This window comes from Burkholderia sp. 9120, assembly GCF_000745015.1.
Classification (GTDB): Bacteria; Pseudomonadota; Gammaproteobacteria; order Burkholderiales; family Burkholderiaceae; genus Paraburkholderia.
Genome location: NZ_JQNA01000001.1, coordinates 745502 through 767698, shown reverse-complemented (window position 1 = coordinate 767698; position 22197 = coordinate 745502). Strand labels below are relative to the sequence as shown.

Sequence of the window (22197 nt, the reverse complement as noted above, 5' to 3'; positions counted from 1 at the left end):
ACTCCGTTCGAATGCCGCGGCGCTGTGGCCCTTTGGCCATTTATCGTCCTTCCGTTCCACCACATGTCCGCCAGCCTCGCCCGTCCGACCGCATCGCCGATGCGGTGTCCGCCATCCCGCCATCGGGTCTTCAGCGGGGGCGTCGGACCTCAAGCGGTCAGGGCGGGTTGAACGCATGTCGCCGCAACTCCCCAATCGCTTTCCGCGCAGTTTTCCCATCCGCCTGCCGCAATCGCGCAACGGCCAGATCGCGCTAGCGCTCGGCGTCGTCTATCTCGTGTGGGGCTCGACGTATCTCGCTGTGCACGTCGCGCTCGGCTCGTTTCCGCCGCTGCTGCTGTCGGGCATGCGCAATCTGTTTGCCGGCATTGGCCTCTTTATCTTCGCGGTGCGTCGCAAGCCGGCCTGGCCGAGCGTGGCCGAAATCCGCAATGCCGGGCTGGTCGGCACGATGCTGGTCGGCTTGTCGAGCGGCATGCTGGCGTTCGGGATGCGCACCGTCGGCACCGGCACCGCGGCGGTGATGGTGGCCACCGTGCCGCTGTTCGCCACGGTGATCGCGGCGGTGGCGGGCCGCAAGATCGGCCGGGGCGAGTGGTTCGCGGTCGGACTGGGGCTCGTCGGCATCGCGATTCTTAGTCACGGCGACAGTTCGCCGGGCTCGGCGGGCGGCAGTCTGGCCATTCTGTGCGGCGCGCTGTTCTGGGCCGGCGGCGCGCATCTGGCCGGGCGGCTGAAGCTGCCGTCGGATCTGTTTCTGTCGACCTCGCTGCAGATCGGTCTGGGCGGCGCGATGTCGAGCATGGTCGCGTGGGTCTCCGGCGAGCGGATGCTCGACGTGCATTTTCTGCCGGTGCTGGCGTTCGTCTACCTGATGCTGGTCGGCACGATGGCCGCGTATGTGGCGTACGGTTTTCTGATCCGGCACACCAGTCCGATCATTGCCAGCAGTTGCATGTACGTGAACCCGGTGGTTGCCGTGGCGCTCGGCGCGCTGCTGCTCGGCGAGCCGGTCACGCGTTCCACGGTGATTGCGACCGTGGTGATTCTGGCGAGCGTGGGGCTGTCGTTCTGGTTCGATTACCGGAAGAAGGGGCTCGCCGCTTGAGGCGTGCGAGGGGAGGCGTGGTTCGCAGAGCGGCGAGCGCGTCGCCGCCTCTCGTTCTCAAACCGCGCTTGACTAAAGCGCCGCCGCCACTTCCGCGCCTTCGCGGATCGCGCGTTTCGCGTCCAGTTCACCCGCCAGCTTGGCGCCGCCGATCACGTGATAGCGCGGACCGCCAGTCTGCGAGGTGGCACCCTCCGCCGCCACCGGATGCAGATCGCGCAGCGAATCCTGCCCCGCGCACACCACGATCGTGTCCACCTCAAGCCATTCCTCGACACCGGCACGCTCGATCTTCAACCCGCGCGCGCTGATCTCCCGGTACGACACGCCGCCGAGCATCTTCACGCCGTTTTTCGCCAGCGTCGCGCGATGCACCCAGCCCGACGTCTTGCCGAGTCCCATGCCCAGCTTGCCGGCCTTGCGCTGCAACAACCAGATGTCGCGCGGCGGCTGCGGCATCACCGGCGCTTTCAGCCCGCCGCGTTCCCGCACCGAGAGATCCACGCCCCATTCGTCGAGCCATGTGTCGCGCGGCGTCGGCAGCGGCTCGCCGGTGCGATGCAGCAGGAACTCGCTGACGTCGAAGCCGATGCCGCCCGCGCCGATCACCGCGACGCGGCGCCCGACCGGTGCGCCACGCAGCACGTCCACGTAAGACAGCACGTTCGGCCCGTCGATGCCGCTAATCGCCGGCCGCCGCGGCACGATGCCGGTGGCGACGATCACGTCGTCGTAAGCGCCGGCCGCTAGCAGCGCCGCATCGACGCGCGTGTCGAGCCGCACATCGACGCGATGTCGCTGCAACTGGCTCTGAAAGTAACGGATGGTCTCGCTGAACTCTTCCTTGCCGGGCACGCGCATCGCCAGATTGAACTGGCCGCCGATGCTTGCGTTCGCATCGAACAGCGTCACGCGATGCCCGCGCGCGGCCGCCACGGTCGCCGCCGACAACCCCGCCGGCCCCGCGCCGACCACCGCGACCGAACGCGCCGCCTGCGGACCGGCGACCGGACGATAGACCAGCTCGGTCTCGCGTCCCGCGCGCGGATTCACCAGACACGACGCGCGCTGGTTTTTGAACGTGTGATCGAGACAGGCCTGATTGCAGGCAATACAGGTGTTGATTTCGTGCGCGCGGCCTTCGGCGGTCTTCACGACGAACTCGGGATCGGCCAGCAGCGGCCGCGCCATCGACACCAGATCGCCGGCGCCCTGTTCGAGCAGTGCTTCGGCGACCTCGGGCGTATTGATGCGGTTCGACACGATCACCGGCACCTTGACCGAGGCCTTCAGGCGCGCGCTGAGTTCGGCGAAGGCCGCGCGCGGCACCGAGGTCACGATAGTCGGTACGCGTGCCTCATGCCAGCCGATACCGGTATTGAACATCGTCACGCCGGCCGCTTCGAGCGCCTGGGCGACCTGCACGGTCTCGTCCCACGTATTGCCGCCTTCCACCAGATCGATCAGCGAGAGCCGGTACACGACGATAAAGCGTTCGCCGCACGCCGCGCGTACCCGCTCGACGATCTCGCGCGCGAGCCGCATGCGATTTTCGATGCTGCCGCCGTAATCGTCGGTGCGCTGGTTGGTGCGCGGACACAGGAACTGGTTGAGCAGATAGCCTTCGCTGCCCATGATCTCGATGCCGTCGTAGCCCGCGCGTTGCGCGAGCCTGGCGCAGCGCGCGTAGTGGCGCACGGTCTTCGCGATACCGGCCACGCTCAGCGCGCGCGGCTTGAACTTGGAGATCGGCGATTTGAGCGCGGAGGCCGACACCACGAACGGCTGATAGCCGTAGCGGCCCGCATGCAGGATCTGCAGCGCGATCTTGCCGCCTTCGGCATGCACGGCGTCGGCCAACTGCCGGTGATTGCGCAGATCGAACACCGAGTTCAGCGTGCCGCCGAACGGCAGCAGCCAGCCTTCGCGATTCGGCGAGATCCCGCCGGTAATGATCAGACCCACGCCGCCTTTGGCGCGCTCGCGGAAATAGGCGGCCAGCTTCGGGTAATGCCAGAAGCGGTCTTCCATGCCAGTGTGCATCGAGCCCATCACCACGCGGTTGCGCAAGCGGGTGAAGCCGAGATCGAGTTCGGCGAGTAAGCGTTGGTAAGGCATGCGGGGGGCCGTGTAAGTATGGGACGCGGACGAACGATACACCGCACGCCGTGCCAACCCGCCGAGGAAAAATTCTAATCCACGTAAATCGTTGCGCCGTAAGACATTCTTCCGTCGCCATGAGCCAACTCGACCCCCGCGGCACGCGCATTGCTCAAAGCGAGCGTCCATCGACACGGACCGCGCCGCTCCCCAAACAGGCGCGTTGTGCGGCAGGGAAGGAGGGAGTGCTCCGTTTCGGAACGCCGTCCAGACACCATTCGAAGCAGCGATGAATACGGTGCGGGACGTTCCGAGGTTCGAAGCGAAGCACCCATAAATCAATGGGCCAAAGGCCCAACATCGATATAGGTGAACACAATGAAAATGATCCGATCCATCGCGGCCATGGCTGCCGTTGCGTCCTTACTGAGTGCCTGCGGTGGCGGCGGTACCAGCGACGTCGGCAAGGAACTCGGGCTGACCAATCCGGAAATCCATTTCATCAATGCGAATCCCAGCGCGCCGGCCCTCGACTTTCTCGTCAACGGTGCCGCGCCTTCGGGCCAAACCAACGTCGCCTATAAAGGCGTGACCAACCTCACCAATATCGGCACGGGTTCGACCACGGTTGCCTACGCGGCGACCGGCACGACGACCGCACTCGCGAGCGGCAATTTCCCGAACGTCGCGAACGGCCATAACTATACGGTCGTAGCTTTGCCGAACGTAACGGCGCCGGCGATCGGCCTGATCGACGATCCGTTCGACAAGGGCCTGCTGTCCAATAGCGCGCGTTTGCGTGGCTTCAACGCATCGCAGAACGCGACCAACCTTGACCTGTATCTCGTGCCGGCCGGCACCACCGACGTGACCAGCCTCAACCCGACCATGTCGAGCGTGCAATACAACAACGCGATACCGGCGAGCGGCCAGGATTCGATCTATGTGTCCGGCGGCGACTACGCACTGATCGCAACGGTGGCCGGCAGCAAGACGCCGATCTTCCAGTCGGTGGCCTTCTCGCTGTCGAACAACGCGGACTGGCTGATCACGACGGTGCCGATCGGCGGCACGCTGAGCCAGTTGCTGCCGGGGCAGATCCATCTGCTGATCTCGCAGAACGGCAATACCGGTCAGCCGGCTCAGGAGTTCACGAACACGCTGACGGGCATGTAAGCACGCCGCGCTGGCAGGCGCGTGCAGCGCCTGCGAGTGGCGGACAGTCCTGGGGAGGACGGAGCGGCGATCCACGCGAGTGGGTCGCCGTTTTGTTTGGTGTGGGTGGTGCGGATGGTGCGGATTGTGCGCGCAACCTTGGCACGTCTTTGACATACCTGCGCCCATGAAAAAAGCCCGTCGCGAGATGACTCGCGACGGGCTTTCTGTTCCTGCAAAAACCTGCGAAAAGCAGAATACCCCTGCAAATACAGCGTGAGGCAGCGACTCGCGGCAGCGCCGCTAAAGCGCCGCCGCGAGTCGCCCGACGACCGGCTTACTTCGCCTGATCCGCCGAGTTCGTGATGGCGTTGCCGCCCTTCGAGATGTCCTGTCCGGCGCCGGCCATCGTGTTGCAACCTGCGAGCGCAGCGGTCCCTGCAATGAGAAGCAAAGCGATCAGTCGAGTCATGAAAGTTCTCCTTGTCGAGAATGCATCGGTTGACGTGCCCACTCTGTCCGGCACGTGCGACCGGGGCTTGTGTCAGATCGCCAGTCGATCCGGTCTGATTGCATGTTAAAAAAAGGGCGGGGGCGGCGCTGTCAGTTGCGTCGCGATTTTGTTGTAGGCGTGCTCCGGTGTTTGCGTCGGCGCAGTCCTACACGCGTTGTGACGATGCAGCGTGCCGCCTTGCTAGACGGGCGTGCGCGTGGGCGTCGCCGCCGGCAGATCGACTGACGGCGTCGCGGTACTGACGCTCGGCATCATCACGTCGATGTCGGTGCCGTTCGGTTCGCCGCGCCGGATATCGAAACGCCCGCCGTGCGCGGCGACGCGCTGACGCATGCCGAGCAGCCCGTGCGTGTGAGTGCGCTTCAGATCGGCCGGCATGATGCCGACGCCGTTGTCGGCGATATGCAGGGCGACCTGGCCGTCGCCGACCTCCAGTGCAATCGACACCTTCGACGCCCGCGCGTACTTCGCGGCATTGGTCAGCGACTCCTGGGCAACGCGAAACAGCGCGATCTCGGTTTGCTCGTCGAGCTGGATATCGTCGGCGGGGAGGTGCAGATCGAGCGTCCAGCTGTTGCGTTGCGCGGCTTCGTCGGCGAGCGTGCGCAGTGCCGTGACGAGCCCGAAATTGGCCAGCACGGTAGGCCGCATGTCTTCGATGATGCGGCGCTTGAGCGCAATGCCCTGGTCGAGATTGGCGAGCGCGCGTTTGAGTTTGTCGGAGATCTCCGGCGCGCTGTCTTTCAGTTTGCGGTTGGCCCACGCCACGTCCATCTTGCTGGCGGTCAGAATCGCGCCGAGTTCGTCGTGCAGTTCGCGCGCGAGCTGGGTCTTTTCGTTTTCGCTGACCGCCTGCAAATGCCAGCCCAGCGCTTCGAGCTGACGGGTGCGTTCGCCGACGAGCTGATCGAGTTCTTCCTGTTGCGTGATCAACTGACGCTGCACGCGCGCCTGGCGATCGATCTGAATGCCGAGATTGCGAAACAGCAGAATGAACAGCACGATGTTCAATGCCGACAAACCCGCCGCGCACAGCGTGGAAATACGCTGATCGGCGCGGCTCGCGGCCAGCGCGTGCTGCGCGCGGCGTTCCTCGTTGTCGCGTAGCAACGTGAGCGTGCTGTCCACCAGCGACGCGTCAGCCGGGTTCGCCGCGCTCAGCGGCCCACACGCGGCCAGATCCAGCGGATGCGGCGCCGCACGTTGCAGCGCGGCGGCGCCCGCGCCGATGCGCGCTTCGATCAGCGCCAGAATCTGCGTGAAGCTCGTGAGTTCGGCGTTATCCGCTTTGCCGCCGCGATAGAAGCGGTTCAACTGCTGTTCGCTCTGGCGAATCCGTGCGGCGGTCGCGCAATAGGCTTGCGCGACGGCGTCCTGCTTCGTCAGAAGAAAATCGCTTTGCTGCGCGCTCAGATTGGAGAGCTGGCTGGCGAGCGTGCTCAGTTGCACGGTGACGTCGCGGGCGTCGAGCGCGGTCTCGTACTCGGCGGCAATGCGCTCGCGCGCGGTTTCCAGAATCACCAGGCCGCCTACGGTGATAACGATCGCAACCGTCATCGCGATGGCCCAGCTGCGGTTGTGCATCCACTGACTCAGTCGCGTCGCGGCCGCTCGATCGCGCGGGGTCTGCAGGTTCGACGTGTTCTGTGCATTTGGCACATTCGGCTCCTCGGATGGGGCATCAGTGTAACGTCCACCGCCGTAACGCTGCCGTAATCCAATGTAAGCGGATTCTCACACGAAAACCGGCGTGCGTCGGAATGCGCGTTCGTGCCCCGATCGATAGCATGAGCCTTGATCGTTCATTCATTGTTTCGGGAGAAAGCCACCATGCTGAAATGGGCGTTGTTCTTCGCCGTCGTCGCGATAATCGCCGGCCTGCTTGGCTTTACCGGCATTGCGGCGGGAGCGGCCGCGATCGCGAAGTTCCTGTTTATCGTGTTCGTGATTCTGTGCGTGGTGTTCCTCGTGCTCGGCTTCGTGGTGACGAAAAAGATCGTCGATTAGCGCGGCTTGCACATCGAGCGGAACCCCACTGAAAGGAGAGTTGCCATGCTTCACTACGCCATTGTCTTTTTCGTGATCGCGATCATCGCGGCCGTGTTCGGTTTTACCGGCATTGCAGCGGGCGCGGCGGAAATCGCCAAGATCCTGTTCTACATTTTCCTCGTCGTGTTCGTGGTCACGTTGTTGCTCGGCGTGTTCCGAACGTAGACGCGCAGCGATTCCTCTTTGACCGGCGCATCAGGCGCGATTCGTGCGGGATGCGTTGTTCCCCCCAAAACGGATTAAGGAGAAATTAAATGTCGAAGTCACCAGGTGCCCAGAGCGCCGCCACCCAAACTCCGCCTAACCAGCCGTTCGTGATGGACCTGAAGAAGATTCGCGAGGACGCGCGCAAGCATATGTCCGACGGTCCGGTCACGCAGAGTTACGGGGCGGACCGCGAGACCGTGCTGAAGCTGCTCAACGACGCGCTGGCCACGGAAATCGTCTGTACTTTGCGTTATAAACGGCATCACTTCATGGCCAAGGGTATTAACTCGGAGGCCGTGGCGGCGGAGTTCGCCGAACACGCGGCCGAGGAGCAGGAGCACGCCGACCGCATCGCCGAGCGCATCGTTCAACTCGGTGGCGCGCCGGATTTTGCACCGGACGGCCTGAAGACGCGCTCGCATTCGGAGTACAAGGAAGGCGACAATCTGACGGACATGATCAAGGAGAACCTGGTCGCCGAGCGGATTGCCATCGACACCTATCGCGAGATCGTTCGTTATCTTGGCGAGAAGGACGTGACGACGCGCCGTATGTTCGAAGACATTCTCGCGGTCGAAGAAGAGCATGCCGACGACATGGCGGATCTTCTCGAAGGACGGGAATAAGCCCGGTGACGCTATGCCGGCGCGTGCCGGGCGCGGGTGGGTCTGGAAAGAAGCAAGGTCCCGCGTCCGTTGCACGCAGCATGAATGGCAAGCGCCGCCGGCTTTCGTACCGCTCCGCATGACCGGTGCGCCAGCGTGCCGGAGATCATTACAATGTCTGCTCTGGAGCGTTTCCACTGCAGGGACACCAAGCCGATGATTCGAGTGTTGATAGCCGACGACCATGCGATCGTCCGAGGGGGTTTCAGGCAGTTCGTCGCCGACGAGCCGGACATGTGCGTCGCGGCGGAAGCCGCCACCGGCGACGAAACCATCAGCCTCGTGCGCGAGCAGGCGTTCGACGTGGTGCTGCTCGACATCGCGATGCCGGATAAAAACGGCATCGACACGTTGCGCGTGATCAAACAGGTGCGCCCCGAGCAGGGCGTGCTGATTCTGTCGGGCTACCCGGAGAGTCAGTACGCGATCAACCTGCTGCGTGCCGGCGCGAACGGTTATCTGAACAAGGATTGCGAGCCGGAGGAGATCGTGCGGGCGATTCGTTCGGTGGCGCGCGGGCATCGTTACTTATCGGAAGCGGTTGCCGATACGCTCGCCGACAATCTCGACAAACCCGCTGCGGGGCGGCCGCATGAAGCGCTGTCGGAGCGCGAGTTCCAGATCTTCTGCAAGCTCGCGGCCGGCCGGCTTCCTACTGAAATCGCGGAGGAATTGCATTTGTCCGTGAAGACCGTGAGCACCTATCGGGCGCGCGTGCTCGAGAAAATGCGTTTGGCGAACAATGCCGATCTGACTTATTACGCGATCAAGAACGGCCTGATCGAATAATGGACGATCGAGACCAGCCGATGAACAGCGAACCTAACCCTGTTGCCGAATCAGCGAATCACGCGCCGTTGCGCGTGCTGCTGATCGAGGATTCGCCGCTGATCCGCCGCAGCCTGGTGGAAGCGATCGACGCGTCGGGTTTGCTGCGCGTCTGCGCTTACGCCGATTCCGCCGATCAGGCGATCGCGCTGCTGACCGACGAAGCGTTCGACGCGGTGATCGTGGACCTGCAACTCAAGCAGGGCTCGGGCGTTCCCGTGCTGGCGTACTTGCAACGTGAAGGGCTGATCGACACGGTGTTCGCCGCAGTGCTGACGAATCACGCGTTGCCGGCTTACCGGGAACGTTGCGAGCAATACGGTGTGCGGCACTTCTACGACAAGTCGTTCGAGTTCGACCGGGTGATCGACGCGCTGCATGAATACGCGTATGCGCGAGGCGGTCAATGAGCGCCTCGCGCGGCTTGAACGCCGGCTAAAAAAAGCCGCTGAAAACAGCGGCTAACGTTTCAAATTTTCAACCGGTCAAAGCAGACCCTGACGTTTCGCACGAGCCGGCAGCGCCAGATGATTCCACGCCGCGAGCCCGGCGAACGCGAGTCCGGCCACGCTGACGCCGAGCCATCCGAACATCGGCCAGACGAATGCGCCGACGCCGGAACCGAACGCCCCGCCAATGAAATACGCCACCATGTACACCGTATTCACGCGTGAGCGTGCATCGGGCTTCAGCGCGTAAATGCGCGACTGGTTGGAAATCTGCGCGGCCTGCACGCCAATGTCGAGAATGATCACGCCAACCACGAGCCCGGCAATACTCTTCGCCGAGGCGCCAAATACCACGAATGAAATCGCCACCAGCGCGATCGACACGGTGATGATCGACTGCGGTCCGCGCTTGTCCGCGAACTTGCCGGCGAGCGGCGCGGCCATCGCGCCGGCCGCGCCGACGATCCCGAACAGCCCCGCGGCCTGCGGCCCGAGATGGAACGGCGCACCGGCCAGCAGCAAGGCCAGCACCGACCAGAAAATACTGAACGCGCCGAACATGGCCGCGCCGGTCAGCGACGCTTCGCGCAGCGCGCGATGCTCGACGATCAGATGCCACATCGACACCAGCAACTTGCCGTAGGGCAGCGTCGAAGTCGGCTGGCTCTTCGGCAGACGCAGAATGATCACCACCGCCAGTGCCAGCAGCGCGACGACCGACACAGCGAACACCGCGCGCCATCCAAAGTATTCGGCGACGAGACCGGCGGCCGTTCGTGCCAGCAAAATTCCCAGCAGCAGACCGCTCATCACGGTGCCGACCGCGTGACCGCGCTCGGCCGGCGGCGCGAGTTCCGCGGCAAACGGCACGGCCTGTTGCGCGATGGTGGCGAGTACGCCGATCGCCAGACTTGCGCCGATCAGCACCGTCAGCGTCGGCGCCGCAGCGGCCACGACCAGCGCGATACACATGCCGACGATTTGCAGCAGGATCAGCCGGCGTCGATCGAAACGGTCACCAAGCGGCGCCAGCAGCAGCATGCCCGCGGCGTAGCCGAGTTGCGTGACAGCCGGCACCGCGCCGACCCACGACGCGCCGGCCGGAAACGACTGGCGGAAATTGTCGAGCAGCGGCTGGTTGTAGTAGATGTTCGCGACCGACACACCGGCGATGGTCGCGAGCAGAAACAGCAGACCGCGCAACGACCGGTCGGCGGTAGCGGGAGAAGACGGATTGGGTGTGGACATGAGAGGCGACGTTCGACGGACCGGCCCATGCGCGGTCCTTGAGCGTGCCGATCATACCGGAGCAGGGCAGATCGTGCTGATGGCGCCGACGGCCGCGTGACCCGTTCGCCCCGCGCCGGAAAGGCCCAGGGGCGATCGAATCAGTTGATCGGATCAAGCGCCCGGATCAGTCGATCAACGCGCCTTCCGGTTCATAGAACGGATACGGCCCGTCGGCGGCCTCGACATACGCGTGATGCGTGACGATGCCGGTCGCCGGATCGTAGCGATGCAGCGCGTACGCGGGCGGCTCCATCATGAACGCTGACGGCGCGTCGTCGCGCAGATCGAGCGCGACCTGATGCGCGGGCGCCGGCACGGCGGAGGCGATCGTGCCGCCGAAGCGGACGAACATCGGCCGATGCACATGGCCGCAGATCACCCGCTCCACATTCGGATAACGCGCGATCAACGCGGCGAGTTTGTCGGCCGCCGCCGGGTCGAGCCGCAATTCGTCCATATGACCGATGCCGCACACGAACGGCGGGTGATGCAACGCGACCACCGTCGGCTTGCCTTGCGCCGCGTCGAGTTGCGTCGCGAGCCACGCGAGCCGGGCGTCGCACAGCAAGCCTGCGCTTTGACCCGGCACCATCGAATCGAGCGCGATCAAACGCAGCGGGCCGATATCCACCGCGTAGTGCACGAACTCGCCGCCGCTCCGCAATTCCGCGCGATCGGGAAACGCCGCGCGCAAGGCGGCGCGTTCGTCGTGATTGCCGACCAGCAGGAAGTAGGCAATCTCAAGCGGCGCGAGTAGCGCTTTGAGGTACTCGTACTGTTCAGGGTCGCCCTGGTCGACGAGGTCGCCGGTCATGATCACGGCATCGGGACGCGGTTCGAGCGCGTTGAGCGCGGCGACGCAGCGCGCCAGATGCGCGCCGGTGTCGACGCGGCGGTAAGCGAGCGCGCCCGGCCGTTTGATATGCAGGTCGCTAATTTGAGCCAGCAGCATGGGGTAGTCCTTTTTTTAACGCGCTCAGTCGGGCAGCGCGATGTCGTCAAGATAGCGCAATCAGCGCGTCCTGCGCGATCGAGATGCCGACCGGCGTGCCGCGCGCCAATTCGACGCGGCCCGCGACGTCGATCAGCAACGCGTCCGGTGCGGCGCCGCCTATCGTCAGACGGGTGCGTTCGCCGAGAAACGCCGTGCTTTCCACGTGGCCGCGCAATTGCGCGTTGGCCGGATCGGCGAGATACGCGTCTTCCGGACGGAAGAAAATCTCGTGCGCGGCGTTGCCTTGCGCGGCGCTTAACAAGGCGGGCAGCGGCACCGCGCCGCCGGTGGTGGTCAGCATGCCATCGCGGCGTTCGCCCGCCAGCCGGTTAATCGTGCCGACGAACTGCGCGACCGTGCGATTCGCGGGCCGGTAGTAGATGTCGCGCGGCGAGCCGATCTGCTCGATGCGCCCCGCGCTCATCACGACGATGCGGTCGCCGAGTTCCATCGCTTCGGCCTGATCGTGCGTCACGTAGACGGTGGTAATGCCCAGCTCGCGCAACAGCGTATTCATTTCGCTGCGCAAGGTGTCGCGCAAACGCGCGTCGAGGGCGGTGAGCGGTTCGTCGAGCAGCAGCACGCGCGGCTGCACCGCGAGCGCGCGAGCCAGCGCCACGCGCTGACGCTGGCCGCCCGACAACTGGTCGATCGGGTTGTCGGCGTGCGCGGTGAGACGCATCATTGCGAGCAATTCGTCGACGCGCTGGCGCGCGGTGTCGGCGGCCGTGCGCCGGATCTGCAGCCCATAGCCAATGTTGCCGCGCACCGTCAGGTTCGGAAACAGCGCGTAGCTCTGGAACACCATGCCGACCTGGCGCTTTTCGATCGGCAGCGCGGTGACGTCTTCGTCGCCGAATGCGATGCGGCCGCCTGCGTCCGGTGTTTCGAGACCCGCGATCATGCGCAGCGTCGTGGTCTTGCCGCAGCCCGACGGGCCGAGCAACACCAGCGTTTCGCCGGCGCCGATCTGCAGATCGAGCGGTTCGAGCACGCGCGTGCCGCGAAACGTTTTCGCGCACTGCGCGAGCGTAATGGGAACGGAGGTGAGTTTCATGGCGTGGACGTGGGCGTTGACTTGATGATGGACTTCGATGCCGAGGCCGCGCTGCGTTTTTTCGCCGCGCTGCGCTGACCGGTCGAATCGACGCCGAGCCATTGCATCGCGACGAGCAGGGGCATCGTCATGATGAAAAACAGAATCGTGTACGCGCTGCCGATCTCGATGCGCAACGACGCGTAGGTGTCGGCGAGACCGACCGGCAGCGTCTTGGTGTCGGGCGTATGCAGCATCCACGTCAGATTGAATTCGCCGATCGACAGCGTCACGACCGCCAGCGCGCCGGCCACGATGCCCGGCCGCGCATTCGGCAGCACGACCGTCACGAAGCGCTGCCAGAAGCTTGCGCCGAGACTCGCCGCGCCTTCTTCGAGCGTGCGCAGATCGCTGCTCGCACAGACCGCGGCGACCGCGCGCACCATGAAGGGCAGCGTGAACACCACATGCCCCACCACGATAAAGGCCACGCTCATGCGGAACATCGTGAAGCCGCCGTAGACCACCAGCAGCGCGAGCGCGGACGCGAGCCCGGGCAGCGCGATCGGCAGCACCAGAAATTCTTCGATGACGCGCGACAGCCGCGTCTTGCTGCGCGCGAGCACGTAACCCGCGGGCACGCCGGTGAGCAGCGTGATGAACAAGGTCGCCGCCGCGACTTCGAGCGACAGGAACACCGAGTCATGATACTGCGTCCACACTTCGACGAGCCAGCGCAGCGTCAGTCCGCTCGACACGCCTTTGAAGTAGTTGACCGTCAGCCCGGCCATGATCGACATGACGACCGGCACGATCAGAAACGCGCACAGCAGCAGCGTGACGAGCCATTGGCCGGCCGCGAGCCAGCTTCTCGACGTCGGCAGCTTGAACCGCGAGCGTGGCTTCGCGGCCGGCTGAAAAGGAGCGTGAAGGGTGTTCATCGAAGACGCGGGGTCCGGTTGTCGGGTTGCCCCGGGTTTGACGATGCCGCTCATGCGCTTGCCGCCACGGCCGAACCGCTCACGCTGCGCGCGAAAGCCAGCACCGCCCACGTGACGATGCCGAGCACGATCGAGAGGCCGGCCGCCGTCACCATGTTCGCGTTCAGTGTGAACTCGGTGTAGATGGTCATGGGCAGCACGTCGATGTCGGTGGCGAGCGTGAAGGCCGTGCCGAACGCGCCCATCGAGGTCGCGAAACACACCGCGCCCGCCGCGATCAGACCCGGCGACAACGCGGGCAGCACGATGTCGCGCGTAATCCGCCACGGCGACGCGCCGAGCGAACGCGCGGCTTCTTCGAGCGACGCGTCGAGCTTGGTGGCCGACGCCATGACCGTGACGATCACGCGCGGAATCGAGAAGTACAGGTAGCCGAGAAACAGGCCGCTCATCGAATACGCGAACACCCAGCGGTCGCCGGTGAGTTTGAGCGAGAGCGCGCCGATCAGCCCCTGGCGTCCCGCCAGCATGATCACCATGAAGCCGACCACCACGCCGGGAAACGCCAGCGGAAAGGTGAGCAGCGCGAGCAGCGTGCGCTTGAGCGGAAACTCGCGGCGCGCCAGCAGCAAGCCGGCGATCACGGACAGCACGAGCGTCGCCGCCGTGACCGCCGCCGAGAGCAGCACGGTCGCGCCGAGGCTCGACATGTAGCGCGGATTGGTCAGCATCGCGCGATAGGTGGCGAAGGCGTGGCCGTCGCCGCTCAGTTGTGCAAGCGCACCCATCGGCAACAGCCAGAACGCGATGAACACCGCCAGCGCCGGCGCGATCAACGCAATGCGCCAGCGCAGTGGGAACGTAATGTCGTTCAATGCATCACCTGGAGATAACGCTCGCCGAAGCTCGATTGCTTCTCCGCCATCTTGCCGAAATCCACCGGCTTGGCGCGTGCGTAGTCGGCGGCCGGCAGGAATTTGGCGGCCATTTCCGGGCTCATCGCGCTGGCGCGGACCGGACGCAGATAAGCCTCGGCCCACAGCTTCTGGCCTTCGTCGGAGAGCACGAAATCAAGCACCTTCTTGCCGTTCGCTTCGTGCGGCGCGCCCTTCACCAGACTCATCACGTACGGCACCGAGATCGTGCCTTCCTTCGGAATCACGAATTCGACGTTCGCGTGATCCTTGTACTTGGCGCGGTAGGCGTCGAAGTCGTAGTCGAGCAGGATCGGAATTTCACCGGACATTACGCGCGCGTAGGCGGTTTGCTTCGGCACGATCGGCGCGTTGGCCTTCAGCTTGCGGAACCAGTCGAGGCCCGGTTCGAAGTTGTCGAGCGTGCCGCCGAGCGCCTGGTTCACCGCCACCGCACCCGCATAGCCGACGAACGCGCTCGACGGATCGAGGTAGCCGATCATGCCTTTGTATTCAGGCTTGAGCAGGTCGGCCCACGAACGCGGCACCGGCTTGCCTTCGAGCGCGTCCTTATTGACGAAGAAGCCCAGCGTGCCCGAGTGGATCGCGAACCAGTAGCCTTGCGGGTCTTTCTCGTTGGCGGGAATGTCGTCCCAGTGCGCCGGCTTGTACGGCTGGATCACGCCTTTGTCCTTCGCCTGGAATGCCGACGACACGCCCAGGTACACCACGTCGGCGACCGGGCTCTTCTGCTCGGCCATCAGTTGCGCGATCGACTGGCCGGAGTTCTTGTTGTCGAACGGCACGCGGATGCCGGTCTTTTGCTGGATCGCCTTGATCTGGCTGGCCCAGTCGGCCCATTCGGGCGGGCAGTTGTAGCAGATCGCGGTTTCGTCGGCGTAGGCTGCTTGCGGGGCGAGCGCGCCCAGGGCGGTGCTGATGACCGCGCCGGCGGCGAGCGCGGCGGCGCTGGCGCGCGCGAGGCGGGACCAGAGCGGCTTGAGCGACGGGCGTGACTGGAGTGACTGGGGTGACTTAAGCGACTTAAGCGACTTAAGCGGTGAAGCGAAGCGGGCGGGCGAGCGGATCACTGCGGGTCTCCTGGAGAGGACGAGAGCGGGTGGTTCGGGGTCGAGGTGCGTGAGTCGAAGGACGGGTCAGGCGAACGGTTTTTCCGTGGTCGCCGCCGATGCATGCGGCGGCGACGTGGCATCGCGATTCGATATCGCCGCGATGGTCGCGCCCTGGCGCAAGCTGTGCGGCAAGGTCAGCGTCAGCGAGGTTTCGTTCAACGCTTCGTACGTACCGCCGACGCGCGCCAGCAAACGCTGCCACGCCGCGCAGCCGATTTCGCGATTCGGCGCGCAGATGCTGGCGAGCGGCGGCGACAGCAGATCGCCCACGGCGAGGCCGTCGAAACCGAGAATCGACATGTCGTGCGGAATTTGCAGACGCGCGCGGCGCAGGCCGCGCATGACCACCATCGCGAGCAGGTCGTTGCTGCAGAACAGCGCGCTCGGGCGATTCGGCCCGCTGGTCAGATGCGCGAGCACCGACGGCGACAGCTCGTCGGCGTTGAAATCGACTTCGAGCGCGGGCGCCGGGGTGAGGCCGGCCTGCTGCATGGCTTGCGAGTAACCCAGATGCCGCTGACGGGCACGATCGGACGCGGCCAGCGAACCGGCCAGCATCAGGATGCGGCGATGGCCGTGCGCGATCAGCATGCGTACGCCGTCGTAGGCGGCGAGACGGTTGTCGACCGACACCGACGGGCGACGCACCGTGTCGTTATGCATCAGCACGTAAAGCAGGCCGTCGCGGTCGAGTTCGTCCAGCAGCGGGTGCGTGTCGGCGTCGGACACCGTCAGGATCAGGCCTTCCACGCGATGTTCGCGCAGCGTTTCGATCGCGTGACGTTCGCGGTCGGCGTCGTACTGGGTGGTCATCAGCATGAGCCGGTAGCCCTGCGCCGACGCGAGTTCGTCGATGCCTTGCAGGCATTCGGCGAACACGGGGTTGGCGAGCGTCGGCAGAATCACGCCGATCAGACGCGTGCGCTCGCCGCGCAGTTGCCGGCCCAGCGGGCTGGGGCGAAAGTTGAGGGCGTCGATCGATTGACGCACTTTGTCGAGCGTGACGGGGTTCACGGTGTGCGGCGCGTTGATCGCGCGCGAGACCGTGGCGATGGAGAAGCCAGCGTGCGCGGCGACATCTTTGATCGTCGGGGTCATGGGGTTCCGCTCGGTTGTAAACGTCGGGTTGTAAACGTTTTCGTGAGCGGATTATCGGGAAGCTTTGTGACTTGCGGATGACTTCGAAATTCAGCGCGGCGGGGGCGGGGATGGGCGGGTGGACCTCCGGATTGCGCCGGTTTGGTGCGCTCGCCAGGCAATGGTAGAATTCGCGTCCACGTAAGATTCAACACCCTGCCGGGGTGATGAAATTGGTAAACATAGCGGACTTAAAATCCGCCGCCTCACGGCTTGCCGGTTCAAGTCCGGTCCCCGGTACCATGGGTTCTCCCAGCTTTTCCCGTAGTTGGCAAGAAACCCTCTGCGTTCAGGGTTTAACCAGGTTTAACTCCCATCGTTGCTCAACGTTTCCTATTGACACCCGTCAGGGTGGGCAGCTTTTGGGACGATTCTGTTATGTGAGGACAGTCGGTGGGACAGCGCTGGGCTGTTCGCAGCCAGTCCGCATAACTTCACTGCTGTTCAACTTCCTGCGTTGCCTGCGCGATCTATTTCGTCATACATTACCGTCGTCTATCGCAATTGAGGGCTTGGTAATGCCTGCATCCTGCTATTTCACGCTTAACAATCAGAAAGTGTCCGCTCTAGTCTGCTCTGGTTTCGGAGGAGTGGCTGCGTTTTCAGGCAATAGTCAACACATCGACAATCCCTCTGATACCGCAGTTGTCGGAGCAGGACCAATTCCGAAGGGACGCTACTACATCATCACGCGCGAACCCGGCGGCCGGCTTGGACGGCTGCGTGACTTCGCTCGATATCTGGTCTAAGAGTGAGCGCGCCACCTGGTTCGCGCTGTACAGCGCCGACGGCAAGATTGACGATTGGACGTTCGTCAACGGCGTGAGGCGCGGCAATTTCCGGTTGCATCCTACCGGCCGCTGGAATGTCAGCGATGGATGCATCACGCTCACATCGCAGGCGCAGTTTGATCGCCTGCGAGGCTACCTGCTATCTCAACCGGCTACGATGATCCCCGGTACGGATATCCCGTACTACGGAACGGTGGAAGTGCGATGAAAAGCATCTTGCGCATGGCTCTCGCTGCCTTGCTTACCCCGCTCGTATTCATCGGTCTTTCGCAGGTTGGCCCTCTGGCGCGCTGGGTCGGTAGCGATGCGGCGTGGACGGCATTGGCGCCGTTGTTCCAGCTGTTCCGAACAGCCGGCACCGAGGGTGAGGAAAACGTGTTGTTGGGCGTATTGCTTACCGCGAGCTTTATCATCGCGGCGATTGTCGTCTGGGTGGCGTCAACTCTGATTCGACACCTCAGAGCGCGGCAGGCTTCTCACTGATCCCGAGCCTGCCTGAGTGTGCCAGGCTCCAAGTCCCGGACAATGGCGACCGGCAGAAGCACTCTCGAATCTCATTTAGCCCGCCGCGTGCGGGCTTTTGCACGTTCAGCTATCAAAACTGAGGTGCAAAATGAGTCGCAGCAGGAGAAAGAATCCCATCATGGGCATAACCACCGCAGAGAGCGAATCAGCCGGCAAGGCTCAGTGGCATCGGCGCCATCGTTGTGAAGAGCGCGCACGGCTTAAGTCCGAGGCCGAGGGCTACGTCGCGCGTAGTCACCGCGAGCATTCGAACCCGTGGTCGATGGAGAAGGACGGGAAAATGTATTGGGGCGGTGCGATCGGAGCGCGATACATGCGCAAGTGAGACGGCGCGTCGGCGCTTGGCGCCACGGCATTATTCGCTTACCCATGGTCAAACGATCCGTCACCCAGGCGTCGGTCCGAAAGACCATAAAGACGCGTGTGGAAAACCACGCGCCATGAGTCCTATCAATCGTACCCGTACCAGGCGTCCCTAAGCGGTGCCACCTCAACGCTGGCAAATTCCTCTCTTCCTTCTAGCCAGTGGCGTACATGTTCACGCTGGTCGTCGGTGGCCGATCCTCGAGCGGAATTATCCACGATGAAGCCACCCAGGCTGTCGTTCATGCCTCCGCCGAATAGCATGCCGTTGGCCTCGATGCACTCCGCCAGAAATGCATCAAGAAGCGCGTCACGCTGATCGGTTTCAAGCGGATGCGTGAACTGCGCTGACACTTCGAAGCCCAGTTCCTGATATTCGCCAATTCGCAATTTTTTGCGTTGGCGGTGATTACGTCTTCCTGCCATCTGCCCTCCCGAGTCGGTGGTTTCAATTTACGCTGTATTCTGCCGCCACGGGTCCCCGTCAGCAAGCGCGGCGGCATTAGCGTGGATCGCACCGTCCCAGCTACCCATCCAACCGATCCACCAACGCAAACGGAATACTCTCCGCAAACAACTCCCGATCCCCCGTCGCACTCGTCTGCGTATTCAACTGCAATGCGAAGTTAAACCCCGGACTCCGCGTGCTCGTCGTCCGTTCTTTAACCTTCAACTCAATCGGCATCCACGAAGCGGGATCGTTCAGAATCCCATCTACCTTCGCATCGATCTGCTGATGTCCCGCCGCCGTCTCCGCCGGCGGCAACTGCTTCGACATCGCCGCCAGCAAATCGAGTTGTTTGGCCACACCCCGCTTGAGCCGATACCGATGGAAGTAAGTCTGATTCGGCCGCCGATTCGCCTTCACATCACCGAGATGCCGATCAAGCCGTTCCTCTGCAACCGCACGCGCCGGCGGTTGCTGCGGCGCTGGCCGACCGTTCAACCGCGCGTCCTGACGCTCGGCATCCTGCTCCGCCAGCGCCTGCTCTGCAAAAAGATCGACCCACTGATCACGACTCGCATCGACCGCGCGCGTGTAGGTCTCGGCGCTGGAATACTCGGTGTCGAACAGACACGCGCGATGCATCAGCGCGCCGTTCTCGCGCACGAGCTGCACCTTGGCGAGATGGCTGTCGTCGGCGAAGGTCATGCTAGCTGACGGCGCATCGAGCGAAACGAGGCCCACGCCCACGCTCGAATCGTGCGCGCCAACCGATTGCGTCGCACTGAGCGTCCCGCTCAAGCGTCCGATCAGCCGCGAGCCGGCGCCCACCCGATGCTGCTCGACTTGCACGCGGCCGCTTTGTTCGTTCGAATCGAGTGTCTGTTTCGCGGTCTTTTCATAGCCGATGCCGAGCGCGGCGCCCGCGCGAAACGGCGAGCCGACCTTGGGCACGCTCACCGACACGCCCACGTCGGCGGAGGCCCCGCGCTTGACCGTGCGCGCCACCGTATCGGTCCAACTGACGGACACGTCGGGATCGTCGAAATAGTGCTCGGCGAGTCGGTTCCAGGTGCCGCGCGCGCCGCCCGAATTCGCCCCGTGCGTCTGGGTCGTCTCGTCGAAAACGTGATCGATAACGCCTTCGAGTTTCTCGCGCATCGCGCCGTCGTCATAGCCGGTGCCGTTCTGATTGACGCGCCGTGCCACGCGCAGCGACACGCCGCTCGGCTCGGACAACTCCTGCGAATGCAGCACGGCCTGGGTGGTCAGTCCCGCGCGCATCTGGGTCAGGCCGACGTCGACGTCATAGCCGACCAGCAAGCCGACGCCCGCATGCCGCACCTGCGTTTTGGCGGTGCCGACGAACATCTCGACGCCATGCGTGCCGCGACTCAATTCGACCACGGCTTCACGCGTTTTCGACGCGCGCAGATCGAGGCGCGGCGCAATCGGCACGGCGCCCGCATGCAAGACTTTGCTGAGATTCGCCGACAACCCGCGCGTGCTGACGCCGATGCGGTTGCCGTCGGTCAGACGCAGCCGCGAACTCGATTGCAGATCGTGCGCGACGTCCTTGAGCGTTTGCCGGACCGCGCCGGCGCTCTCCGCATCGGCGGTCGGGGTAGGCGGCCGCGCCCGATCCTTCAGCGACGACACCTGGGTCCAGAACGGCGAATCGGCGGGGACCTTGGCGACCTTGCCCCATGACGCGAGCCGTTCCAGATTGAACGGCTGTTTCGCGATCGATTTGAACGGCTTGCTGCGCGCGAGCGTGTGCGGGTCGGTGTTGGCCCAACGCGTGGTCTCGGCGCGCAGGCGGTCGAGCGTGGCTGGCGAACCGACATCGCGCGGCTGCAGTTCCGCGCACAACTGCTGCGCGCGTTCGGTGACCTGATGCAACTGGCCGGCGTCGAGCCGGCCGTTCGGAAAGCCGCCAGCTTCTAGCCAGACATGCAGCGCGGCGAGTTCGGCGATCGACTGCTCCGGACGCGCGTGCGACAACGCCGCCGCGGCGCGCATTTCCGGGCGCTCGCACAACGGCGCCAACGCCTGGCGCATGCCGTCTTCGAGTTTGGCCTGTTCGGCACCGACGGTCTTGCGCGGCACGCCTTGCGTGCCGAAGCGCAGCGCCGACAGCGGCGAACTGCGTTTGCCGACGAGGCGAGGGAAGAAACTCTTCCAGCGGTTTTCGCCGACGCGGTCGATCGTCTTCGCCGAGAACTTGTTCAGACGCTCGCGTGCCTGCGACAAATCGCTGCCGCGTCCGTCCTCGCGGAAGTTCTGACGCCATGCGAAGAACGCGCCTTTCTGATCGGCGTTCAACGCGCCGCGCCCTTGCGTGGTCAGTGTCGCGGCCGCGTCGTAGGCTTGCCAGGCGAGCGGGGCATCGCTGACGGGCGTGCCCGCTGCCGGCGCGGCGCGTGCGGCGACCGCCGCGGGCGCCGGATCCTGCGCGGGCCCCGCGCCGTGGAGTGGCGGATCGAGCGCGTCGGCGGCTTGCAGCATCATGCGTTGCGCGAGCTGGGTCGACGCGGTGCCGGGCGGCGGCTGGCCGCCATGACGCAACTGGTTGAGCGCTTCGAAACCGGCATCGGTGCGCGCCAGCGTGCGCGCGACCTGCCATGCGCCGGCTTCGGCCGGTGTGCTCGAGCGGGCGGTGTGCATCTGCGCGAAGTCGAGGTGGTCGAGCGCGTCGAGCACGTCGTTGGCGCTGCGCGAGTCGCCGATCGTCGCGCCGTGCAAGGCTTGGGCGACGAGCGCGCCGCGACTCGCCGGCAACGCGGCGTCGGGGCCGCCTAATGCGCTCAGGCGATGCGACAGCGTGGCCTGCGCGAGCAGATCGTTCGCAGGCGCGGGGAGCTGATGGCCGACGTACTCGCGCAACGCGGCTTCGCTGGCCATGGCGTCGAGCGGGATCGTCGATGCGGGTTGCTCGTGTGCGGCGGCAGGCGTAGCGCCGTGCGCGGCCGCCGCGATGGATGAAGCCGAAGCAGCCGAAGACGAAGAAGCCAAAGCACCCGAAGAAGCCGCCGCCGAAGCACCCGAACCACCCGAGCCACCCGAGCCACCCGAAGCACGCGCCGTCTTCCCAAGCGCCTGACGGCTCTGCCGTTCGCTCTTAGCCAACGGTGTTGCCGCCGCGCTCGACCCCGCCACCGGTTTAGCCGGATACCGCTCGCCGTTAGCCGTGAAGTCCGCCGGCGCGAACGGCTTGCCGTGCCGGCTCGCTTGCGACAGGGCGGTGCTGACATCGAACTTGCTTGCCCGTAACCGCGCACCGGTTCGCGATAGCGTATTGCCGAGCCGGCCCAGCAGCGTATCGTCGACCAGTGGCCGCGCTTGCGGCGCGCCGGCGGGCGTCGCGACAGGCGCTTCGCCGGGCCGATGAACCGGCGCTGCGGTCGCTTCGGCTGCTTCGGTTTCGGGCGTGCGGGGCACGCGCGGCGGTACGGCATGAATGTCGGACATGGCGAGTGGCGTTCAACGAGCGGCAGTTGAACCCACGGTATGCAGCACGTATGACACCCCCAGGCAGAGGGCGAAGCGACGT

At 64.6% G+C, this 22197-nt stretch carries 20 protein-coding genes, 1 tRNA gene and 1 pseudogene; 10 read left to right on the top strand and 12 right to left on the bottom strand.

All coding sequences use genetic code 11. The features are described 5' to 3' along the window. Nucleotides 1–175 precede the first annotated feature (175 nt). Complete coding sequence (locus tag FA94_RS03325; protein ID WP_035546692.1) at nt 176–1108, top strand: EamA family transporter; 933 nt, start codon at nt 176–178, stop codon at nt 1106–1108. A 72-nt stretch (nt 1109–1180) separates the two neighbouring features. Here FA94_RS03325 and FA94_RS03320 read toward each other — a convergent pair whose 3' ends face one another. Then, nucleotides 1181–3226 (bottom strand): NADPH-dependent 2,4-dienoyl-CoA reductase, encoded by a 2046-nt coding sequence (locus FA94_RS03320; RefSeq protein ID WP_035546689.1) that lies wholly within the window; start codon nt 3224–3226, stop codon nt 1181–1183. A 360-nt stretch (nt 3227–3586) separates the two neighbouring features. Here FA94_RS03320 and FA94_RS03315 point away from each other — a divergent pair, with 360 nt between their 5' ends. Then, complete coding sequence (locus FA94_RS03315) at nt 3587–4384, top strand: DUF4397 domain-containing protein (RefSeq protein ID WP_035546686.1); 798 nt, start codon at nt 3587–3589, stop codon at nt 4382–4384. Between the two features lie 316 nt (nt 4385–4700). Here the strand turns inward: FA94_RS03315 and FA94_RS03310 are convergent, their stop codons facing one another. Next, nucleotides 4701–4835 (bottom strand): entericidin A/B family lipoprotein, encoded by a 135-nt coding sequence (locus FA94_RS03310; protein WP_035546684.1) that lies wholly within the window; start codon nt 4833–4835, stop codon nt 4701–4703. A gap of 222 nt (nt 4836–5057) precedes the next feature. Next, nucleotides 5058–6536: a sensor histidine kinase gene (locus FA94_RS03305; RefSeq protein WP_035546683.1), complete on the bottom strand. Its 1479-nt coding sequence runs from the start codon at nt 6534–6536 to the stop codon at nt 5058–5060. A gap of 171 nt (nt 6537–6707) precedes the next feature. Between FA94_RS03305 and FA94_RS37745 the strand changes: the two genes are divergently transcribed. The 5 genes from FA94_RS37745 (at nt 6708) to FA94_RS03280 (ending at nt 9036) form a co-directional block, all read left to right on the top strand. Then, complete coding sequence (locus FA94_RS37745) at nt 6708–6884, top strand: DUF1328 domain-containing protein (RefSeq protein ID WP_035546681.1); 177 nt, start codon at nt 6708–6710, stop codon at nt 6882–6884. Between the two features lie 45 nt (nt 6885–6929). Next, on the top strand, nt 6930–7091 hold the full coding sequence (locus tag FA94_RS37740; protein WP_006052455.1) for a DUF1328 domain-containing protein: 162 nt from the start codon (nt 6930–6932) through the stop codon (nt 7089–7091). Nucleotides 7092–7180: 89 nt separating this feature from the next. Next, on the top strand, nt 7181–7759 hold the full coding sequence (locus FA94_RS03290; protein WP_035546680.1) for a ferritin-like domain-containing protein: 579 nt from the start codon (nt 7181–7183) through the stop codon (nt 7757–7759). A gap of 195 nt (nt 7760–7954) precedes the next feature. After that, entirely contained in the window at nt 7955–8587 is a 633-nt protein-coding gene (locus tag FA94_RS03285; RefSeq protein WP_035546679.1) for a response regulator, read from the top strand. A gap of 20 nt (nt 8588–8607) precedes the next feature. Next, nucleotides 8608–9036, top strand: coding sequence for a response regulator (locus tag FA94_RS03280; protein WP_035549183.1), 429 nt, complete (start codon nt 8608–8610; stop codon nt 9034–9036). A 75-nt stretch (nt 9037–9111) separates the two neighbouring features. On the opposite strand, the gene FA94_RS03275 is transcribed toward FA94_RS03280, so the two are convergent. The 7 genes from FA94_RS03275 to FA94_RS03245 all read right to left on the bottom strand — a co-directional run bounded on the left by FA94_RS03275 (nt 9112) and on the right by FA94_RS03245 (nt 16481). After that, nucleotides 9112–10323, bottom strand: coding sequence for an MFS transporter (locus FA94_RS03275; protein WP_035546676.1), 1212 nt, complete (start codon nt 10321–10323; stop codon nt 9112–9114). A 166-nt stretch (nt 10324–10489) separates the two neighbouring features. Further along, on the bottom strand, nt 10490–11317 hold the full coding sequence (locus FA94_RS03270) for a phosphodiesterase (RefSeq protein WP_035546672.1): 828 nt from the start codon (nt 11315–11317) through the stop codon (nt 10490–10492). A gap of 46 nt (nt 11318–11363) precedes the next feature. Next, complete coding sequence (locus tag FA94_RS03265) at nt 11364–12416, bottom strand: ABC transporter ATP-binding protein (protein ID WP_035546671.1); 1053 nt, start codon at nt 12414–12416, stop codon at nt 11364–11366. After that, the gene (locus tag FA94_RS03260; protein WP_035546668.1) at nt 12413–13336 is read right to left on the bottom strand and encodes an ABC transporter permease; all 924 of its coding nucleotides are present in this window, start codon (nt 13334–13336) and stop codon (nt 12413–12415) included. The genes FA94_RS03265 and FA94_RS03260 overlap by 4 nt, the downstream gene beginning before the upstream one ends. A gap of 50 nt (nt 13337–13386) precedes the next feature. Next, the gene (locus FA94_RS03255) at nt 13387–14211 is read right to left on the bottom strand and encodes an ABC transporter permease (RefSeq protein WP_035546666.1); all 825 of its coding nucleotides are present in this window, start codon (nt 14209–14211) and stop codon (nt 13387–13389) included. After that, nucleotides 14208–15191: an ABC transporter substrate-binding protein gene (locus tag FA94_RS03250; protein ID WP_051980460.1), complete on the bottom strand. Its 984-nt coding sequence runs from the start codon at nt 15189–15191 to the stop codon at nt 14208–14210. Before FA94_RS03250 ends, FA94_RS03255 begins: the two co-directional genes overlap by 4 nt. A gap of 216 nt (nt 15192–15407) precedes the next feature. Beyond that, nucleotides 15408–16481 (bottom strand): LacI family DNA-binding transcriptional regulator, encoded by a 1074-nt coding sequence (locus tag FA94_RS03245; RefSeq protein ID WP_035546664.1) that lies wholly within the window; start codon nt 16479–16481, stop codon nt 15408–15410. Nucleotides 16482–16678: 197 nt separating this feature from the next. Here FA94_RS03245 and FA94_RS03240 point away from each other — a divergent pair. From FA94_RS03240 to FA94_RS03230, 3 genes and pseudogenes are all read left to right on the top strand, one after another. After that, nucleotides 16679–16763: transfer RNA gene (locus FA94_RS03240), tRNA-Leu, on the top strand. A gap of 275 nt (nt 16764–17038) precedes the next feature. Beyond that, nucleotides 17039–17519: pseudogene (locus FA94_RS03235) on the top strand (DUF2778 domain-containing protein). After that, nucleotides 17516–17794, top strand: coding sequence for a hypothetical protein (locus FA94_RS03230; protein ID WP_035546661.1), 279 nt, complete (start codon nt 17516–17518; stop codon nt 17792–17794). Before FA94_RS03235 ends, FA94_RS03230 begins: the two are co-directional and overlap by 4 nt. Before the next feature lie 492 nt (nt 17795–18286). Here the strand turns inward: FA94_RS03230 and FA94_RS03220 are convergent, their stop codons facing one another. Both FA94_RS03220 and FA94_RS03215 read right to left on the bottom strand, forming a co-directional pair. Next, a complete protein-coding gene (locus FA94_RS03220) occupies nt 18287–18625 on the bottom strand; it encodes a YggL 50S ribosome-binding family protein (RefSeq protein WP_035546658.1) in 339 nt (112 codons plus the stop codon). Between the two features lie 100 nt (nt 18626–18725). Further along, the gene (locus FA94_RS03215) at nt 18726–22115 is read right to left on the bottom strand and encodes a hypothetical protein (RefSeq protein WP_051980340.1); all 3390 of its coding nucleotides are present in this window, start codon (nt 22113–22115) and stop codon (nt 18726–18728) included. Nucleotides 22116–22197: the final 82 nt, after the last annotated feature.

Excerpts from the sequence above, each read along its gene's own strand:
- FA94_RS03325 (WP_035546692.1), top strand. The coding sequence starts at position 176 with ATGTCGCCGCAACTCCCCAATCGCTTTCCGCGCAGTTTTCCCATCCGC.
- FA94_RS03320 (WP_035546689.1), bottom strand. The coding sequence starts at position 3,226 with ATGCCTTACCAACGCTTACTCGCCGAACTCGATCTCGGCTTCACCCGC.
- FA94_RS03315 (WP_035546686.1), top strand. The coding sequence starts at position 3,587 with ATGAAAATGATCCGATCCATCGCGGCCATGGCTGCCGTTGCGTCCTTA.
- FA94_RS03310 (WP_035546684.1), bottom strand. The coding sequence starts at position 4,835 with ATGACTCGACTGATCGCTTTGCTTCTCATTGCAGGGACCGCTGCGCTC.
- FA94_RS37745 (WP_035546681.1), top strand. The coding sequence starts at position 6,708 with ATGCTGAAATGGGCGTTGTTCTTCGCCGTCGTCGCGATAATCGCCGGC.
- FA94_RS37740 (WP_006052455.1), top strand. The coding sequence starts at position 6,930 with ATGCTTCACTACGCCATTGTCTTTTTCGTGATCGCGATCATCGCGGCC.
- FA94_RS03290 (WP_035546680.1), top strand. The coding sequence starts at position 7,181 with ATGTCGAAGTCACCAGGTGCCCAGAGCGCCGCCACCCAAACTCCGCCT.
- FA94_RS03285 (WP_035546679.1), top strand. The coding sequence starts at position 7,955 with ATGATTCGAGTGTTGATAGCCGACGACCATGCGATCGTCCGAGGGGGT.
- FA94_RS03280 (WP_035549183.1), top strand. The coding sequence starts at position 8,608 with ATGAACAGCGAACCTAACCCTGTTGCCGAATCAGCGAATCACGCGCCG.
- FA94_RS03275 (WP_035546676.1), bottom strand. The coding sequence starts at position 10,323 with ATGTCCACACCCAATCCGTCTTCTCCCGCTACCGCCGACCGGTCGTTG.
- FA94_RS03270 (WP_035546672.1), bottom strand. The coding sequence starts at position 11,317 with ATGCTGCTGGCTCAAATTAGCGACCTGCATATCAAACGGCCGGGCGCG.
- FA94_RS03265 (WP_035546671.1), bottom strand. The coding sequence starts at position 12,416 with ATGAAACTCACCTCCGTTCCCATTACGCTCGCGCAGTGCGCGAAAACG.
- FA94_RS03260 (WP_035546668.1), bottom strand. The coding sequence starts at position 13,336 with ATGAACACCCTTCACGCTCCTTTTCAGCCGGCCGCGAAGCCACGCTCG.
- FA94_RS03245 (WP_035546664.1), bottom strand. The coding sequence starts at position 16,481 with ATGACCCCGACGATCAAAGATGTCGCCGCGCACGCTGGCTTCTCCATC.
- FA94_RS03230 (WP_035546661.1), top strand. The coding sequence starts at position 17,516 with ATGAAAAGCATCTTGCGCATGGCTCTCGCTGCCTTGCTTACCCCGCTC.
- FA94_RS03220 (WP_035546658.1), bottom strand. The coding sequence starts at position 18,625 with ATGGCAGGAAGACGTAATCACCGCCAACGCAAAAAATTGCGAATTGGC.
- FA94_RS03215 (WP_051980340.1), bottom strand. The coding sequence starts at position 22,115 with ATGTCCGACATTCATGCCGTACCGCCGCGCGTGCCCCGCACGCCCGAA.